18 protein-coding genes are annotated in these 15,419 nt (G+C 63.8%); 7 read left to right on the forward strand and 11 right to left on the reverse strand.

What is annotated here, in order from left to right:
* Window positions 1–37: 37 nt before the first annotated feature.
* The 3 genes from B0G62_RS21310 to B0G62_RS21320 all read right to left on the reverse strand — a co-directional run bounded on the left by B0G62_RS21310 (window position 38) and on the right by B0G62_RS21320 (window position 2,946).
* Window positions 38–1,093: a threonine aldolase family protein gene (locus B0G62_RS21310; protein WP_103706190.1), complete on the reverse strand. Its 1,056-nt coding sequence runs from the start codon at window positions 1,091–1,093 to the stop codon at window positions 38–40.
* Window positions 1,094–1,205: 112 nt separating this feature from the next.
* Entirely contained in the window at window positions 1,206–2,021 is an 816-nt protein-coding gene (locus B0G62_RS21315; protein WP_103706191.1) for a helix-turn-helix transcriptional regulator, read from the reverse strand.
* A 67-nt stretch (window positions 2,022–2,088) separates the two neighbouring features.
* Window positions 2,089–2,946 (reverse strand): LysR family transcriptional regulator, encoded by an 858-nt coding sequence (locus B0G62_RS21320; protein WP_103706192.1) that lies wholly within the window; start codon window positions 2,944–2,946, stop codon window positions 2,089–2,091.
* A gap of 115 nt (window positions 2,947–3,061) precedes the next feature.
* Between B0G62_RS21320 and B0G62_RS21325 the strand changes: the two genes are divergently transcribed.
* The gene (locus B0G62_RS21325) at window positions 3,062–4,363 is read left to right on the forward strand and encodes an aspartate aminotransferase family protein (protein ID WP_103706193.1); all 1,302 of its coding nucleotides are present in this window, start codon (window positions 3,062–3,064) and stop codon (window positions 4,361–4,363) included.
* Window positions 4,364–4,381: 18 nt separating this feature from the next.
* On the opposite strand, the gene B0G62_RS21330 is transcribed toward B0G62_RS21325, so the two are convergent.
* The 4 genes from B0G62_RS21330 to B0G62_RS21345 form a co-directional block, all read right to left on the reverse strand.
* Window positions 4,382–4,711 (reverse strand): hypothetical protein, encoded by a 330-nt coding sequence (locus tag B0G62_RS21330; protein WP_103706194.1) that lies wholly within the window; start codon window positions 4,709–4,711, stop codon window positions 4,382–4,384.
* A 64-nt stretch (window positions 4,712–4,775) separates the two neighbouring features.
* Complete coding sequence (locus B0G62_RS21335; RefSeq protein WP_103706195.1) at window positions 4,776–5,114, reverse strand: superinfection immunity protein; 339 nt, start codon at window positions 5,112–5,114, stop codon at window positions 4,776–4,778.
* A gap of 240 nt (window positions 5,115–5,354) precedes the next feature.
* A complete protein-coding gene (locus tag B0G62_RS21340) occupies window positions 5,355–5,897 on the reverse strand; it encodes a cytochrome b (protein ID WP_103706196.1) in 543 nt (180 codons plus the stop codon).
* Window positions 5,894–6,976 (reverse strand): catalase family peroxidase, encoded by a 1,083-nt coding sequence (locus B0G62_RS21345; RefSeq protein WP_103706197.1) that lies wholly within the window; start codon window positions 6,974–6,976, stop codon window positions 5,894–5,896. The genes B0G62_RS21340 and B0G62_RS21345 overlap by 4 nt, the downstream gene beginning before the upstream one ends.
* 201 nt (window positions 6,977–7,177) lie before the next feature.
* On the opposite strand from B0G62_RS21345, the gene B0G62_RS21350 reads away from it, so the two are divergent.
* Window positions 7,178–7,912: a metallophosphoesterase family protein gene (locus tag B0G62_RS21350; RefSeq protein WP_103706198.1), complete on the forward strand. Its 735-nt coding sequence runs from the start codon at window positions 7,178–7,180 to the stop codon at window positions 7,910–7,912.
* Between the two features lie 26 nt (window positions 7,913–7,938).
* On the opposite strand, the gene B0G62_RS21355 is transcribed toward B0G62_RS21350, so the two are convergent.
* From B0G62_RS21355 to B0G62_RS21365, 3 genes are all read right to left on the reverse strand, one after another.
* The gene (locus B0G62_RS21355) at window positions 7,939–8,400 is read right to left on the reverse strand and encodes a hypothetical protein (RefSeq protein WP_146055338.1); all 462 of its coding nucleotides are present in this window, start codon (window positions 8,398–8,400) and stop codon (window positions 7,939–7,941) included.
* Between the two features lie 161 nt (window positions 8,401–8,561).
* Window positions 8,562–8,777, reverse strand: coding sequence for a DUF3820 family protein (locus B0G62_RS21360; protein WP_103706200.1), 216 nt, complete (start codon window positions 8,775–8,777; stop codon window positions 8,562–8,564).
* Between the two features lie 119 nt (window positions 8,778–8,896).
* Window positions 8,897–9,298: a MarR family winged helix-turn-helix transcriptional regulator gene (locus B0G62_RS21365; protein ID WP_322789239.1), complete on the reverse strand. Its 402-nt coding sequence runs from the start codon at window positions 9,296–9,298 to the stop codon at window positions 8,897–8,899.
* Window positions 9,299–9,431: 133 nt separating this feature from the next.
* Here B0G62_RS21365 and B0G62_RS21370 point away from each other — a divergent pair, with 133 nt between their 5' ends.
* The 5 genes from B0G62_RS21370 to groL all read left to right on the forward strand — a co-directional run bounded on the left by B0G62_RS21370 (window position 9,432) and on the right by groL (window position 14,367).
* Entirely contained in the window at window positions 9,432–10,922 is a 1,491-nt protein-coding gene (locus B0G62_RS21370; protein ID WP_244193328.1) for an FAD-dependent oxidoreductase, read from the forward strand.
* A gap of 98 nt (window positions 10,923–11,020) precedes the next feature.
* Window positions 11,021–11,425, forward strand: a complete 405-nt coding sequence (locus B0G62_RS21375; RefSeq protein WP_103706201.1) for a response regulator — start codon at window positions 11,021–11,023, stop codon at window positions 11,423–11,425.
* Window positions 11,426–11,438: 13 nt separating this feature from the next.
* The gene (locus tag B0G62_RS21380) at window positions 11,439–12,245 is read left to right on the forward strand and encodes an alpha/beta hydrolase (protein ID WP_103706202.1); all 807 of its coding nucleotides are present in this window, start codon (window positions 11,439–11,441) and stop codon (window positions 12,243–12,245) included.
* A 153-nt stretch (window positions 12,246–12,398) separates the two neighbouring features.
* Window positions 12,399–12,689, forward strand: a complete 291-nt coding sequence (locus B0G62_RS21385; protein ID WP_103706203.1) for a co-chaperone GroES — start codon at window positions 12,399–12,401, stop codon at window positions 12,687–12,689.
* Window positions 12,690–12,732: 43 nt separating this feature from the next.
* On the forward strand, window positions 12,733–14,367 hold the full coding sequence (gene groL / locus B0G62_RS21390; protein WP_103706204.1) for a chaperonin GroEL: 1,635 nt from the start codon (window positions 12,733–12,735) through the stop codon (window positions 14,365–14,367).
* 70 nt (window positions 14,368–14,437) lie between these two features.
* Here the strand turns inward: groL and B0G62_RS21395 are convergent, their stop codons facing one another.
* Window positions 14,438–15,292, reverse strand: a complete 855-nt coding sequence (locus B0G62_RS21395) for a VOC family protein (protein WP_103706205.1) — start codon at window positions 15,290–15,292, stop codon at window positions 14,438–14,440.
* Between the last annotated feature and the right edge of the window lie 127 nt (window positions 15,293–15,419).

Raw genomic sequence — 15,419 nt, forward strand, 5'->3', positions numbered from 1 at the left:
TTGGTGCGCGCGCCCGACCGCGAGAATCAGCGGAGAATCATTGGCTAACGGCGCGCGCCCGCTTCAGCAAATGATCGACGTCCTCGAACGTCGTGGAGAAAGCCGTCACGAAGCGCACGACGCCCGCGCCCCAGCGGTCGTGATAAAAACGGAAGCCGGCGTCGAGCAACGCTTTGATCATCGGCTCGGGCAAGCGGCAGAACACGATGTTAGCCGTGGGCGCACCCATAATCTCGACTCCATCCAGCTCCGCAAGCCCTTGCGTGAGCCGCGACGCAGCAGCATTCGCCTGACGTGCGTTGCGCAGCCAGAGATCGTTGCTCAGATACGCGTCGATCTGCGCGGCCAGAAAGCGCATCTTCGAGAATAAATGACCCGCGCGTTTGCGGCGAAAGGCCAGTTCAGTCGCCAGCGTGCGGTCGAACAGCACGATGGCTTCCGCCGCGAGCACGCCGTTCTTGGTCGCGCCAAGAGACAGCGCGTGGACGCCGGCTTTCCAGGTCATCTCCGCAGGCGTGCAGTCCTGCGAGACCAGCGCATTGGCGAAGCGCGAACCATCCATATGCAGGCGAATGTTCGCAGCCTTGCAGGCATCGCTGATCGCCTCGATTTCGGCGAGCGTATAGACGCTGCCCTCCTCGGTCGCCTGCGTGATGCTCGCGCACGCGGGCTGCGTCGAATGCACGTCGCCGACCTTGGACCGCGCCGCTTCCAGCAACTTGGCCGGGTCCATTTTCGCGGCGCTGCCGTCCACCGTCACGAGCTTCGCGCCGTTCGTGTAGAACGCGGGCGCGCCGCATTCGTCGTTGTTGATGTGACTGGACGCGTGGCAATAGATGTTGCCCCACGGCGGCGTCATCGCGCTCAGGCACAGCGCGTTGGCGGCAGTGCCCGTAGGCACCAGCAAGACGTCGACTTCGCGTTCGAAGATGTCGCTCAGACGCCGCTCGACGCTGGCCGTGTACGGGTCCGCGCCATAGGGGTCGGCCTGTCCAACGCTCGCGGCCACCAGCGCCTCGATCACTTCGGGCGACGCGCCTGCAATGTTGTCGCTCGTGAAACCCAGGGCCGGCGCCCTGTCACTACTCGTCATGGTCGTTTCCTCAACTCGGGGGAGGCTGATGCCCCGGATGTGGGCATCGTATGTCGAGCGAGGGACGCGGCGCTTGTAAAAAATTGACGGACGCGATGAAACCGCGCGGGTTTCAGGCCCGAAAGCGCGAAGGCGCGACGCCATACGCCTGGCGAAACGCGCGATTGAAATGGCTCTGGTCGTAGAAACCCACGGCCTGCGCCACCGTGGCGATGGCCTGCGGGCCTTGCAGCAGCAGTTCGCAGGCCCGTTCGAGCCGCAAGCGCAGCAGCCACGCATACGGCGTCATGCCGATGGTCAGCTTGAACTGCTTGAGGAATTGAAAGCGGCCGAGTCCGCACAGTCCGGCCAGTTCGTCGAGCGTGATCTTGTCCGCCAGACGGCTGAAGCAGTAGTCGCGCACGCGGCTCCATTGGCCCGGAGAAAGCGCGCCCGGCACACGCTCGGGCACGATCGCGCGCGACTGGCGCAACAGGCTTTCGAGCAGCGTGAGCCATTGCGTCTGCGCGTCCAGGCTGCCTGCGCAGCCGTCGTCGTGCAGGGTGTCGTGCAGCCGCATCAGACGCCCTGCGAGCAGCGGATCGTCGAGCACGGCGCTACTGAGTTCGGGCGGGCGCGGTCGGCCGCTGATTTCCTCGGTGAGGCTCGCAACGAGTTCCTGTGAAAGCCTGAAGGTCTTGAGCGTGTATTCGCCGCCGTCCTCCGCCATGCCGTCGTGGATTTCGCCAGGCGGCATCAGGGCGATGCGGCCGGGGCCGAGCAGAACGGTCCTGCCGTGGCTGCCCTGACGCTGGACGCCCTCGCTCACGAGTCCCACGTGAAAATCGAGGTGGAAGTGACGATCGAAGCTGAATTCGGCGAAGCGCGCGGTACTCAGCACGAGGCCGGGCACCTCGGACACGGGCTGGTAGTGGACGTATTCGCGCATGAAACAGGGGGCGAGGGCAAGAATGGCGGGGATCCGCGAAGTATACCGCTGCGCGATTCACGCCTGCTCACAGCACCGGCAACACCGCCCGGATATGGTCCGCGAAGGCCGCCGCTAGTTGCGAGGGCCGCTTGCGGCTGGATTTCACGGTGATCCCCACGGCGGGCAAGGGTGGCAGTGCGGGATCGCCGTTGAGGATCGCGAGATCGGGGGGCACCGCCGTTTGCGTCATCACCGCGAACGCCTGGCCCGCGCGCACCAGCGCCATGAGTCCCGACAGGCTGCTGCTCGCGCACGCGATGCGCCACGCGCGGCCCGCGCTTTGCAGCGCTTCGCAGGCGGCGATGTGATCGAGCGTGTCCGCATCGGACAGCGCGAGCGGCAGGGGATCGAAGTGCGCCGGGTCGAGGCCGGGATAGCCGATCCACACCAGTTGCTCGCGGCGAATGAGGTCTTCGCCCGGCGCCGTCTCGGGTAGCGAGACCATCGCGAGATCGACCGCGCGTTTGTCGAGCAGATCGAGCAGCCTCGGCGTGGGCGCGCATACGACTTCCACGAGCGCGTGCGGATGCTGGCTCGAAAACTGGCGCAGCAGCGCGGGCAGAAACACGGCGGCATAGTCGTCGGGGCAGCCGAAGCGCAGGCTGCCCGTCAGGCCCGTGCCGCTCAGATCGGCCATCGCCTCGTCGTGCAGCCGCAGCATGCGCTGCGCGTGCACCAGCAGACGCTCGCCGGGATGCGTGAGCACCACGCCGCGCCCGGTGCGCTGAAATAGCGGCTGATCGACGATGGATTCGAGCCGTTTCATCTGCTGGCTCAACGCGGACTGGGTCCGGCCGACGCGCTCGGCGGCGCGGCTGAGCGCGCGCACCTCGGCAATCACGGCAAACGAACGTAGCAGATCGATTTCGAGTACGCGGCTCACGGTTTGGCTCCCGATATTAGCGTGGCTTCTAGCTCCCATTAATACTATTCGATTTAATAAAACCAGCGTGCGTCCTAGACTGCAAGACATGCCGCCATTCACGAGGAGAAGCACGGTGTCCCGCAACGACGACGCAACCTTCTGGCACCACGCCAGGCAGCACCTGATCCGCTACGGCGGCAGCTTCGAGCCGATCATCATCGAGCGCGCGCAAGGCAGCTTCGTCTATGACGCCGACGATCGCCCGATCCTCGATTTCACCTCCGGCCAGATGAGCGCCGTGCTCGGCCACAGCCATCCGGAGATCGTCGCGGTGATCCAGGATTACGCGGGGCGGCTCGATCATCTCTTCAGCGGCATGCTTTCGCGGCCCGTGGTCGATCTGGCCACGCGCCTGGCCGACATCACGCCGCCAGGACTCGACCGCGCGCTGCTGCTCAGCACTGGCGCGGAGTCGAACGAGGCCGCCATCCGCATGGCAAAGCTCGTCACCGGCAAGTACGAAATCGTGGGCTTCGCGCAGTCGTGGCATGGCATGACGGGCGCGGCGGCGTCGGCCACTTACAGCGCGGGTCGCAAGGGCGTGGGACCGGCGGCGGCGGGTTCGTTCGCGATTCCCGCGCCGCTCACCTACCGGCCGCGTTTCGAGCGCAACGGCGCGTACGACTATCTCGCCGAACTGGACTACGCGTTCGATCTGATCGACCGCCAGTCGAGCGGCAACCTCGCGGCTTTTATCGCCGAGCCGATTTTGAGTTCGGGCGGCATCATCGAACTGCCGCCAGGCTATCTTGCAGCGCTCAAGCGCAAGTGCGAGGAGCGCGGCATGCTGCTGATCCTCGACGAGGCGCAGACGGGCGTGGGCCGCACGGGAACGATGTTCGCGTTCGAGCGCGATGGCGTCACGCCCGACATTCTCACGTTATCGAAGACGCTGGGTGCGGGCTTGCCGCTGGCGGCGGTGGTGACGTCGGCACCGATCGAGGAGCAGGCCCACGAGCGCGGCTACCTGTTCTACACGACGCATGTGTCCGATCCGCTGCCTGCCGCCGTGGGCCTGCGCGTGCTCGACGTGGTGGCGCGCGAAGGGCTGGTCGCGCGGGCGAGAGTGATGGGCGAGCGCCTGCGGCGCGGGCTGCTCGATCTGATGGAACGTTACGAATGCATCGGCGATGTACGCGGGCGCGGCTTGCTGCTCGGCATGGAGGTCGTCAAGGACCGGCGCACCAAAGTCCCCGCCGATGGACTCGGCGCGAAGATCACGCGCGAATGCATGAGTCTCGGTCTGAGCATGAACATCGTGCAACTGCCCGGCATGGGCGGCGTATTCCGCATCGCACCGCCGCTGACCGTGAGCGAGGCCGAAATCGACCTTGGCCTGTCGCTGCTCGAACAGGCAATCAAGCGCTCGCTTTAACGTGGTTTTAAAGCGGCTTTAAAACTTCGGATTGCACTGGAAGCGCAGCACGGAATCCTGCGCCGCGAGCGCTTCCACGCCTTGCGTGCTTTCCACCGCGAAGCTCGTCTGCATGCCGCGCGCTGCGCAATAGTCGGCGGCTTCGGTCTGCGCGCGACGGTGGGCGCGCGCCCACGCGAGGCGACCTCCCGCTGCGGAAGCCGTCACCATATAGACGCCGTCCTTGCCGGTGGCGGTGACATCGCTCGCGCTGGCGCACGCCGATAGAACCGTGGCGGTGGCGAGCAGCGAAGCGATCAGGCGGAAAAGAGTCCGGGGGTATATCGACAACAGGGTATTCGACTGCATTTTTTACTTCGTATCGGGGACAAACGGGAACGTCGGGCGGCTCCCTGGCCGCCCGACTTTGATTTCAGGAACAGAGCGAAGTCGCCACGCGACGATTCCGGAGTGTCTTGTCGCGGCATTCCTGGATCGCGCGCAGCCTGACGTGGTCGACGATCTTCTGGCTCGTGAGGCGGCCAGCGGCGCTGCGGAACTTGCGGCCGGCGCGCGCCAGCAGCCGGTCGTCATGACGGCGATGCGCCCAGGCGCGCGCCGCGAACCAGCCGACGATGGTCCAGCCCAGCAGGATATTGACGAGTGTGATGGCCAGCGCGTCGCTGTGGTTGCGCGCATCGGCTTCGATGGACGGAATCAGATAAAGGCTCAGAGCGGCAATGGCTGCGGCGCCTTCGAAGACCTGCAACATGACTTCACCTCCGGATTAAGCAGCAATCGGGCGTTGCACCAGGCTTTGGTGCGTCGCCATTGCGATGGAGGGAGTTTAGAACGTTACTATCGAAAGATAATGCCAATAGAACGAAATCAGAGTTGCGTCCAAGAAAACAATCGCGGTCTATGGCTTTGTCTGAAGTTCGCCCGGATAAAAGAAAAGGGCGGATTTAATCCGCCCCTTGAAACGACCGGTGCCGTCGATTTAAACCGTGCTTCAACGCCAGGGCGACATCGCCTGGAATACGCCGTCGCGCCGCACGAGCGCATGAAACAGCGCCGCCGCGAGATGCACGACGATCAATGCGAAGAAGCACAGCGCGAGGAAACGGTGCGCGTCCCAGAGCAGCGAGTGCAGTTCGTTGCTATGGGGCAGGATGGCGGGCAAGCGCACGCCGGCGGCCACGACCGGATAATCGGCCGCCGAGAGCATGCCCCAGCCGATCAACGGCAGCGCGATCATCAGCGCGTAGAAGGCCAGATGCGAGAGCCGGGCGGCCAGTTTCATCGGCTCCGGCATGTTGGCGGGCAGCGGTGGCGCGCCCTTCACGAGCCGCGTCACGAGCCGGATCAGCGCGAGTATCAGGATGACGATGCCCAGCGGCTTGTGGATCGACACGAGCGTGAGGTAATCGGGCCGGATGGTCGAAACCATGCCCACGCCGATAAACAGCATCGACAGGATGCAGATCGCCATGATCCAGTGCAGGGCGCGTTGCAGCGGTGAAAAGCGCGCTTCAGGTGCGTGGCTCGGCGTCATGGCTTCGCTCCTTCGGGGGGCGTGTGCGGATAGTCCTTGTCCTCCGCGGTGCGGCGGTTGAACGAGACCGAATAGGCAGCCGAGCGCGCGGCGGGGAACGGATCGTCGGAGACGTGAATGCCCGAGGGCAGCACGGTCGGATCGAAGTTCAGATCGCGGCAGGGTCCGTCCGGTTCGGGCTGGATGGCGTTGACCACCAGCGTGCCCGCCTGCACCTTGCGGCGCTCGTCCGGCCAGGCCTTGCTCGGGTCACTGGTTGGATCGCCCGGGTCGGCCACGGTCACGATCAGGGTCCAGCGCTGTGGCCCGGCGTGCACGCGATCGGTGATATCGGTGGCGAGGAAGTCGGCGCCGCGCTGCTTGAGCGCATCGGGCGTGACCGGTTCCGGCGTCTGCGCGGGCACGAACGACCAGCGTACGACGTGGTCTTCGCCCTGCGCGTTGGTGAACACGAAGCTGTTGAGGCTGTTGTAGCGCTCCTGTGCGTAAGAGGCCGTCCACGGCGCGCTGCCCGCCCAGGCGCCGAACGCGGCGAACTCGGGATGCGCGCCGATGAAGTTCTTCATGGCGTCGGGGTCGCTCTTGTTGCCTGCCGCCTGCAACAGCGCGTAGAACGCCTGGGGCGTGGCAACAGGGAAGAAAGGCGCGTCGATCATGGCCGTGCGCCAGTCGCTGCCGTCGGGCGCGACGATGCGCAGGCTCATGCCGCGCACGCGCACGGTGGCGTCTGCGGCTTTGGCGTCGGCCGTGGCGAGATTGAAGCGGCCCGTGACGGGGTACGAGCCGGCCGCGAACATGGGCGCTTTGGAGAGCGCCGCGCCCGCGCCGTTGGCCTCGAAGGTGCCCGTGAAGCAGATGCCCTTGGCGTGGTTGCGCCGGAAGCCGAGCGCGGGGCCGCCCGGCGGCGCAAGACCGTTGACGACCTTGGCGGGCGTGATGCGCCCGGGTGTGAGCCACCCGGCGGTATAGGCGAAAGCGGCCACGAGGACCACCGCGACGGCGGCGATCAGGGCCAGCGAACGCGCGGTGCTGCCCTCCGCGGGACGCCTGGAATCCTTGGAATCGGGTCGATCTGACATGGCACCCTCGTTGTTAGGTGCTGCTGGGGACTTTGCCAGAGCATAAAGAATTTCTGACAATGGGGTTGCGTGTGCGTGCGGGGCGGTACGGATCGGGAAATCGCGCTTTGCGCAAAGACCCGCGAAGCGGGTTCGACATCGTGCGACGAATGACCCAATAATCGGCTTTCCCGATTTAAACGGCCTGAGCCAATACGCCTCATGAAAATCGCAGCCCTTTCGGATATCCACGGCAATCTGGCCGCGCTCGATGCCGTGTTAGACGATGCCCGTGGTCAAGCGGTCGATTTGATCGTCAATCTCGGCGATATGCTTTCTGGTGCGCTCTATCCTTCGCAAACGGCGGATCGGCTCATGGCGCTCGGCTTGCCGACAATCAAGGGCAATCACGAACGCCAGCTTCTTGCGGGAGATCCGGACCGCATGGGCCTGTCCGACCGGTTTGCACACCATCAATTGCGCGCCGATCAGTTGGCCTGGCTACGCGATTTGCCCGTCACGTCCAGACCTGTCGATGGCGTTCTGCTTGTGCATGGCACACCCTCAAGCGATCTGGATTACTTCCTTGAGACCGTGACCGCAAGCGGTTGCCGGGCTGCGACGCGCGCCGAAGTCGAAAGCCGCGCTGGCGACGTAGAGGCCGCGTTAATCCTTTGCGGGCACACGCATCTGCAACGATCGATGAAGCTCGATGACGGGCGGCTGATTGTGAACCCCGGCAGTGTCGGCTTGCCGGCGTATGAGGACGAACATCCGTTCCCGCATCGGATGCAGGCGGGGTCTCCCCATGCTCGTTACGCGATCGTCACGGAGCATGCGTCGGGATGGGAGGTGGAGTTTAAAGCCGTCGAATACGACTGGAACGCGGCCGCGAACGTCGCCGCATCGAATGGCCGTCCGGAATGGGAAAGGGCGCTTCGCACGGGATACTGCTGAAGTTCAATTCACGGCGGCGGACTCGCTCAATGCACGATCAAGGCATTGGACTGGGCATTACCCGCACCGGCAGCGATATTGACGCCGATATTACCGCTTGCGCCGGCAAGTGCGCCCGCACCGAGTTCGGCCCTGGCGCTACCGGCGACCAGTTGCACGACGGCGTGCGTATGCTGTTGCGTGACGATTTCCGCTCGAGACGGGGTGGCCAGGACGAGCTGATTGGACTGCGCATTGAGCGCGCCGGCCGTCAGGTTCACGCCAACGTTGCCGCTTGCGCCTCGCAGCACGTCGGCGCCCACGGAAGCCGTCGGGGCTTGGACTTTAGCGCTGCCGCCGACGTCCTGCAGCGTGGTCAGTTTCACCGATGAAAACACGGTGCTGCTGTCGTCGTCGGATAATGCGGCCGATGCGCCCGCGAACGCCGATGAAGCACCTGCACACGCTACGGCCCAGATCACTGGGGCGATTAACAAACGGACTTTCATCGGTGGCTCCCGGCGTGTGCGAAATCACACGGATACCCGCGATATCGACCGATGCCCGGCAAGTTGGATTGGGGTTTTCCCTGGGGCTGCGATGCCTGTGACTTGAAAGGAAGCGGTCATGTCTTCCAGGCAGGGCGCCGGAACGTAAGCCGCGAATGGCGCTATCCACGCTTGCGCAGCGGCGCAAGCAAATCTCGCAGGCCGTTATGATCCATCTCCTGCATCAACGCCAGGAGCCGGCCAATTTCGCCCGGCGGAAATCCTTCGCGGGCGAACCAGTTGAGGTAATGGCCGGGCAGGTCGGCGATCAGCCGGCCTTTGTATTTGCCGAAGGGCATGGCGAGCGTGACAAGGCGCTCGAGGTCTGCGGTTTCCATGGGAGCGTATTGTGCACGTTTCCTGTTCCTGCAACATGCCGCATCAGACACAACATCGCATCAGTGAAGCCGCCTTTCTCCGGCGGGGACGCTCGATCAGCGCGCATTTGCCGGGATCACTACCGCGCGCCCGAGGCGTGAACCTCCACGCCATCGGCGAATTTTCGCAAAAGACGCACGAGCTCGTCGATTTCCTGGTGCTCCCAATGGGCGAATAACGCACGCCCAAGGCGATCCCGCGCCGCGTCGACGGCATCGGTCATCGTCTTGCCCTTGGGCGTCACGATCACTTCCCGAACGCGTCCGTCTGCGGCGCCCGCGCGACGATCGACCAGGCCCAGGCTCTCAAGCTTCGCCACCTGGCGGCTCACCGTGGAGTGATCGCGGCCGACCCGTCCAGCCAGATCGACCATGCCAATCGGCCCGAATCGCTCGACGGCAACCAGCAGCGGAAAGAGGGCGCGGTCGAGCGAAATGCCCGCTTCCTGAATCATGCTTTCGTCCACATCGGGACGGTTCATCACGCTGACGATCCTGATCAGCGCTCCGTGCAATTCCCGGATCGATTTCGAAATGCGTGTATCTTGCACATTTTTTCGTGACGGCATAACATCCTCCTGTTGCGTGCATTTTACACATTGTTCGGAGGCGAAGGTGCGAGAGATATCGGTTGACGTGGTGATTTCGGGGGCCGGAGCGGCAGGCCTGACGCTGGCGATCGAACTGGCCAGACGTGGCGTGTCCTTCTGTCTGCTCGACAAACTGGAGGCGCCGTTCGGCGGGTCGCGCGGCAAGGGCATTCAGCCGCGAACCCTTGAGATTTTCGAGGATCTCGGCATTCTGGATCGCATGTTGCTGGCGGGCGGCCCGTATCCGCCCGAGCGCAAATATCGCGAGGACGGCAGCTATTTCGAACAGGAAGTCCACGGGTGCGATGAGCCGACGCCATCGGAGCCTTATCGTTCGCCGCTGCTCGTCGCGCAGTTTCGCAGCGAGTCCGTCATGCGCGAACGGCTTGCGGAACTCGGCCATCAGGTGCAGTACGGTTGCGAACTAGTGGGGTTGGAGCAGGATGAAGACGGCGTCGTGGCGCGCGTTGCCGGCCAGGCGGGCGAACGGACCATTCGGACCCGCTTTCTGGTCGGCGCAGATGGCGGTCGCAGTTTTGTGCGAAACGCCATGGGTATCGGCTTCCCAGGTAAAACGTTAGGTGTGCGAGCCGTTGTCGCCGATGTCTTTCTATCAGGCCTGGAACGCGATGTCTGGCATCGCTTCAACGAAGGCTCCATGGAGCGGCAGCTCTCGCTGTGTCCGCTTGTCGGCACGGAGATGTTCCAGCTACAGGCGCCTGTTGCACTGGAAGGCGATATCGATCTCCGCGCCGAAGGACTTGCCGTCATGGTTCACGCGCGCACGGGCCGCGATGACATCCATATCGAATCCGTATCGTGGGCATCGGCTTACAACATGAACGCACGCCTCGCCGACCGTTATCGTGATGGACGCGTGTTTCTCGTGGGTGACGCCGCGCACATTCATCCCCCTACCGGCGGGCAGGGCCTCAATACCAGTGTCCAGGATGCCTTCAATCTTGGCTGGAAGCTGGCGGCGGTGATCAACGGCGCGCCTGACTCGTTGCTCGACAGCTATGAAGCAGAGCGCAGAGCGGTGGCTGCTGAAATGCTCGGTCTCACGACCAGACTGCTCGATGCGATGAAGCGCGGCGACAATCGCCGGGGTCGCGAAGTACGGCAGCTTGATATTGGCTATCCGGAGTCCGCGCTCGCGCTGGAATGCCCCCAACGTTCGTCGGGACCGCGTGCCGGCGACCGGGCGCCCGATGCGCCAATTCGTCGTATAAGCGGGCATTCGGCGCGCGTATTCGATTTGTTGAAGGGCGCGCATTGGACGCTTTTCGGCTATGGCGTCGATCGCGATCGGGTCGCACCGCGCGCGGGCCTGCACATTCACACGTTCGGCGTTCGCGGCGATGTCGTGGATGACGGCGGGCATTTCAAAAATGCGTACGCGGCGGAGAACGGCGACTGGGTACTGGTGCGTCCCGATGGCTATATTGGCGCGATCGTATCGAATGACAATCTCGCGTCACTGGAGCATTACTTTCAATTCGACGCTCTGCCTTGATGCAATGCATCAGACGCGATGCCGCCGGATTTCGCGCGGCGCGACTACAATCGTCAGCAGATTAATCTTATCTAACGGCAATAGCCTGTCGCCGCATCATGGCACGAGTACTGGTGGTTGACGACGATTGCGAGTTACTGGGCGCTCTGACCCTCGCGCTCTCCGACGCGTTCGAGGTCGTCGCGGCCGAGGACGGCCATGCGGCCTGGGCTGTCCTGAACGATGGCCCGGTGGATGCCGTCATCACGGACCTGCGTATGCCCGGTATGTCGGGTGGCACGCTATGCGAAAAGATTCGCGATCGCGCCGGCATCGCGTCGTTGCCGGTCATCCTCGTGTCCGGGGAATATAGTCCGCCGGCATTCGTGCGCTATGACTGCTATCTGCGCAAGCCGCTGGATATGCAGCAACTCGTGGAAACGACAAAACGCCTGCTGCTGGCCGATCCGTTTCGCGCTATCGGCAATCCCGTTGGAAGGCCGCATGAGCGGTTGCCGGACTAATTTAAACGACACGATGAAACGTCTTTGCTGCGTGCTGGCCGCGAGTTTCATGATGGCGAATATCCACGCCAATCCGCTCGATCATGGCGACCTCGCCACGTTTCCCACGCGCGATGGCGTCACGCAAAGCGTGTTCATCTCGACACCCGCACCCAGGCCTGCATGGGTGATCGTGCTGTTCGGCGGCACGCCGGGCGCGCTGCATCTCGGCCCGAACGGCGCGACGACGCTCACGGGCAATTTCCTGGTCCGTTCGGCGCAGCACTGGATCGACGATGGCGAAGCGGTCGTACTGGTGGATACGCCGTCCGACCACCCGGAAGGCGTCGATGACGATTTCCGTCACGGCAAGGAATCATTCGCCGATACTCAAACGCTCGTGGCCAAAGTGCGCGAGCGCTTTCCCGAAGCAAAAATTGCGCTGGTCGGTACGAGTGCAGGGACGGTTTCGGTGGGCAATGCGCTGGAGCGCGATCCAAAAATCGCCGACGCCTTCGTGCTGACTTCGCCCGTCACGGTTTCGCGCAAGGGCGACGCGACCGTTGCCGATCTCGACGTGGACGGCACGCAAAGCCGCGTGCTGGTGGTCTCCAATGCGGGCGATCAATGCCCTTCATCGCCCGCCGATATCGCGAAGCGGCTGGCGAATAATCGCCACTACGATTTCATCGAAGTGAATTCGAGCGAAGGCGATCGCTATGGCGCAGGACGTTGCGGCGGCCATTCTCCCCATGGTTTTCTCGGCATTGAGAAAGAAGTGCTCAAAGCAATTCAGGCCTGGCTGAAAGCGCGGCCGGACACCCCACCCGCGCCACGCTGATATCGATAGCCTGCAAACGGCTCATATCGTTGTGCCAATCCGTTATTGGAGCGTGGCGCGGCGTCTTCCTATACTCGGTTTCCTGATCAGCACTCGCATGGGGCGAGTGCCAGAGATCGCCGGAAAACCCGCAACAGCAAAGGAAAGACGCCCATGAGCCTGCGCCCATTGCACGATCGCGTGATCGTCAAACGCCTCGACCAGGAAACCCGCACCGCGTCGGGCCTGGTGATTCCCGATAGCGCCGCTGAAAAGCCCGACCAGGGCGAAGTCCTCGCCGTGGGACCTGGCCGCCGCGACAACGATGGCCGCCGCATCGCGCCCGATCTGAGCGTGGGCGATCGCGTGCTGTTCGGCAAATACGCTGGCCAGACCGTGAAGGTCGACGGCAATGAACTGCTCGTGCTGCGCGAAGAAGATATCGTCGCCGTTGTTAATCGCTAGTTAATCGCTAAATTCCGCTTTAACGCCTGAGAGAAAACCCATCATGGCATCCAAAGAAATCGTATTCGGCGATATCGCCCGCACGAAACTGATCGAAGGCGTGAATATTCTCGCCGACGCCGTCAAGGTCACGCTCGGTCCCAAGGGCCGCAACGTCGTGCTCGAACGCAGCTTCGGCGCGCCCGTCGTCACCAAGGACGGCGTGTCGGTGGCCAAGGAAGTGGAACTGGCCGACAAGCTCCAGAACATCGGCGCGCAGATCGTCAAGGAAGTGGCATCGAAAACCAGCGACGCCGCCGGCGACGGCACGACCACGGCGACCGTGCTGGCTCAAGCCATCGTGCGCGAAGGGCAAAAATACGTGGCGGCGGGTCTGAATCCTCTCGATCTGAAGCGCGGTATCGACAAGGCGGTCATCGCCGCCATCGAGGAACTGAAGAAGATCAGCAAGCCCACGACCACGAGCAAGGAGATCGCCCAGGTTGCGACCATCTCGGCCAATGGCGAGGAATCGATCGGCCAGCGCATCGCGGAAGCCATCGACCGCGTGGGCAAGGAAGGCGTGATCACCGTTGAAGACGGCAAGTCGCTTGCCGACGAACTCGACGTGGTGGAAGGGCTGCAATTCGATCGCGGCTATCTTTCGCCGTATTTCATCAACAATCAGGACAAGCAGATTGCCGAACTCGACAATCCGTTCATCCTGCTATTCGACAAGAAGATTTCGAATATCCGCGATCTGCTGCCGGTGCTGGAGCAGGTGGCGAAGGCGGGACGCCCGCTGCTGCTGATCGCCGAGGATATCGAAGGCGAGGCGCTGGCGACACTCGTTGTCAACAACATTCGCGGCGTGCTCAAGACGGTCGCGGTGAAGGCGCCGGGTTTTGGCGATCGCCGCAAAGCGCTGCTTGAAGACATCGCGATTCTTACGGGCGGCCAGGTGATCGCCGAGGAAACCGGCCTCACGCTCGAAAAGGCGACGCTCGCGGAACTGGGTCAGGCCAAGCGCATCGAGGTGAGCAAGGAGAACACCACGGTGATCGATGGCGCGGGCGAGGCGTCGGCGATCGAGGCGCGCGTGAAGCAGATTCGTCTGCAGATCGAGGAAGCGAGTTCCGACTACGACCGCGAAAAGCTGCAGGAACGCGTGGCGAAGCTGGCGGGCGGCGTGGCCGTCATCAAGGTGGGCGGCGCAACCGAAATCGAAGTGAAGGAAAAGAAGGACCGCGTGGACGACGCGCTGCACGCCACGCGCGCGGCGGTGGAAGAGGGCATCGTGCCGGGCGGCGGCGTGGCGCTGATCCGCGTGCGTCAGGCGATTCTCGACCTCAAGGGTATCAATGCCGATCAGACGGCGGGCGTGAAGATCGTGCTGCGAGCGCTCGAAGAGCCGCTGCGCCAGATCGTGACCAACGCAGGCGAGGAAGCGAGCGTGGTGGCGGCGAAGGTCGCGGAAGGCAGCGGCAATTTCGGCTATGACGCAGCCACGGGGCAGTACGGCGATCTGGTGGAAAAGGGCGTGCTCGATCCGACCAAGGTGACGCGCACGGCGTTGCAGAATGCGGCTTCGGTAGCGGGGCTGTTGCTGACGACCGATGCGACCGTGTATGAGGCGCCGAAGCCCGCTGCGACGGGTTTGCCGGGTGGTGCGCCGGGCGGACCGGATCTCGGGTTCTGATCCGGGCGTCATGATTGGCGGGAAAAGCCGGGAGATTTCCCGGCTTTTTTGTTTTTCAGAAATTAATTCGTCATCCCAGGCAAGCGGAAAGTTCGAGCGAGGCGCCATGCGTGAGCGCACGCGGCAGCGTGCGGGCATGACTGACATGCGCCGTGGCGAGCGTCACGCCGAACACGCCTTCTCCACTGGCGGCGAGAAACGCCTGCAACCTCGCATGCAACCCCGCACGTGGCTCGTCGGCTGGCGTATCCGCCTCATCGCTCGCCGATGAGCCGCGCGGCGCGAGCAGCACAAGCGTCGCCGTACCGCTCGCAAACGTCGCGAGCCTGACCGCATGACCCGGCAGCGCAGCCACATGCGCATCGAAGGCGCCGCCCAGCAGCGCACGATAGCGCTTGATGCTCGCCTCCAGATCCTTCACGACGATCGCCACGCTGGCGACACCTTGCGCGCCATTCGCGTGCCGCCGTGCTTCGCCCACGGCCACGCGCAGGAAGCGCGGCGTGAGATCGCTGCATAGCAAAGGCAGGTCGCGTGTGGTGGGAACGGCGGTCTGCCATTCGATGCGCGTGCCATCGGGACGGATGCGCCCGCCCGGGATCGGGCCTTCGTAATGCAGGCCGCGCGCGCGTGCGGCCTCGATAGCATCCGGCACGCTGGGCGCAAGCAACGCGAAATCGGCGAAACCTTCCGCGGACGACTGAACGCCGTGAGGCCAGCGCGATTCGCGCGCCTGGCGCAGGCCGGGCACGGCGGCCGTCAGGTCGAGAAAGCGGCCGTCGTCGAAGCCGATCAACGCGTGCCGTGTGGTGCCGTCCGCATGGATGCCGCCGCGCTGCACGGTAAAGCCGGTCTCGCTGAAATCGGCGATGGCCTGTTCGATATCTTCAACGCGAATGACGACATGATCGAGCGGCAAGGACATGGCCGGGTCTCTCCATAAGGGTGAAAGACCAGACTAGGAGTCGCCTTGCAGCGAGGCAACCAATCAATGCTGGGAAGGATATGAAGCGGCGCGCGCGCGAGTTTTACGTCGCGCGCGGCAGAGGGAT

The organism is Paraburkholderia eburnea (genome assembly GCF_002917095.1).
GTDB lineage: Bacteria > Pseudomonadota > Gammaproteobacteria > Burkholderiales > Burkholderiaceae > Paraburkholderia > Paraburkholderia eburnea.

Coding starts and splice junctions, on each gene's coding strand:
- B0G62_RS21310 (WP_103706190.1), bottom strand. CDS start 1,093: ATGACGAGTAGTGACAGGGCGCCGGCCCTGGGTTTCACGAGCGACAAC.
- B0G62_RS21315 (WP_103706191.1), bottom strand. CDS start 2,021: ATGCGCGAATACGTCCACTACCAGCCCGTGTCCGAGGTGCCCGGCCTC.
- B0G62_RS21330 (WP_103706194.1), bottom strand. CDS start 4,711: ATGCAGTCGAATACCCTGTTGTCGATATACCCCCGGACTCTTTTCCGC.
- B0G62_RS21335 (WP_103706195.1), bottom strand. CDS start 5,114: ATGTTGCAGGTCTTCGAAGGCGCCGCAGCCATTGCCGCTCTGAGCCTT.
- B0G62_RS21340 (WP_103706196.1), bottom strand. CDS start 5,897: ATGACGCCGAGCCACGCACCTGAAGCGCGCTTTTCACCGCTGCAACGC.
- B0G62_RS21345 (WP_103706197.1), bottom strand. CDS start 6,976: ATGTCAGATCGACCCGATTCCAAGGATTCCAGGCGTCCCGCGGAGGGC.
- B0G62_RS21350 (WP_103706198.1), top strand. CDS start 7,178: ATGAAAATCGCAGCCCTTTCGGATATCCACGGCAATCTGGCCGCGCTC.
- B0G62_RS21355 (WP_146055338.1), bottom strand. CDS start 8,400: ATGAAAGTCCGTTTGTTAATCGCCCCAGTGATCTGGGCCGTAGCGTGT.
- B0G62_RS21360 (WP_103706200.1), bottom strand. CDS start 8,777: ATGGAAACCGCAGACCTCGAGCGCCTTGTCACGCTCGCCATGCCCTTC.
- B0G62_RS21365 (WP_322789239.1), bottom strand. CDS start 9,298: ATGAACCGTCCCGATGTGGACGAAAGCATGATTCAGGAAGCGGGCATT.
- B0G62_RS21375 (WP_103706201.1), top strand. CDS start 11,021: ATGGCACGAGTACTGGTGGTTGACGACGATTGCGAGTTACTGGGCGCT.
- B0G62_RS21380 (WP_103706202.1), top strand. CDS start 11,439: ATGAAACGTCTTTGCTGCGTGCTGGCCGCGAGTTTCATGATGGCGAAT.
- B0G62_RS21385 (WP_103706203.1), top strand. CDS start 12,399: ATGAGCCTGCGCCCATTGCACGATCGCGTGATCGTCAAACGCCTCGAC.
- groL (WP_103706204.1), top strand. CDS start 12,733: ATGGCATCCAAAGAAATCGTATTCGGCGATATCGCCCGCACGAAACTG.
- B0G62_RS21395 (WP_103706205.1), bottom strand. CDS start 15,292: ATGTCCTTGCCGCTCGATCATGTCGTCATTCGCGTTGAAGATATCGAA.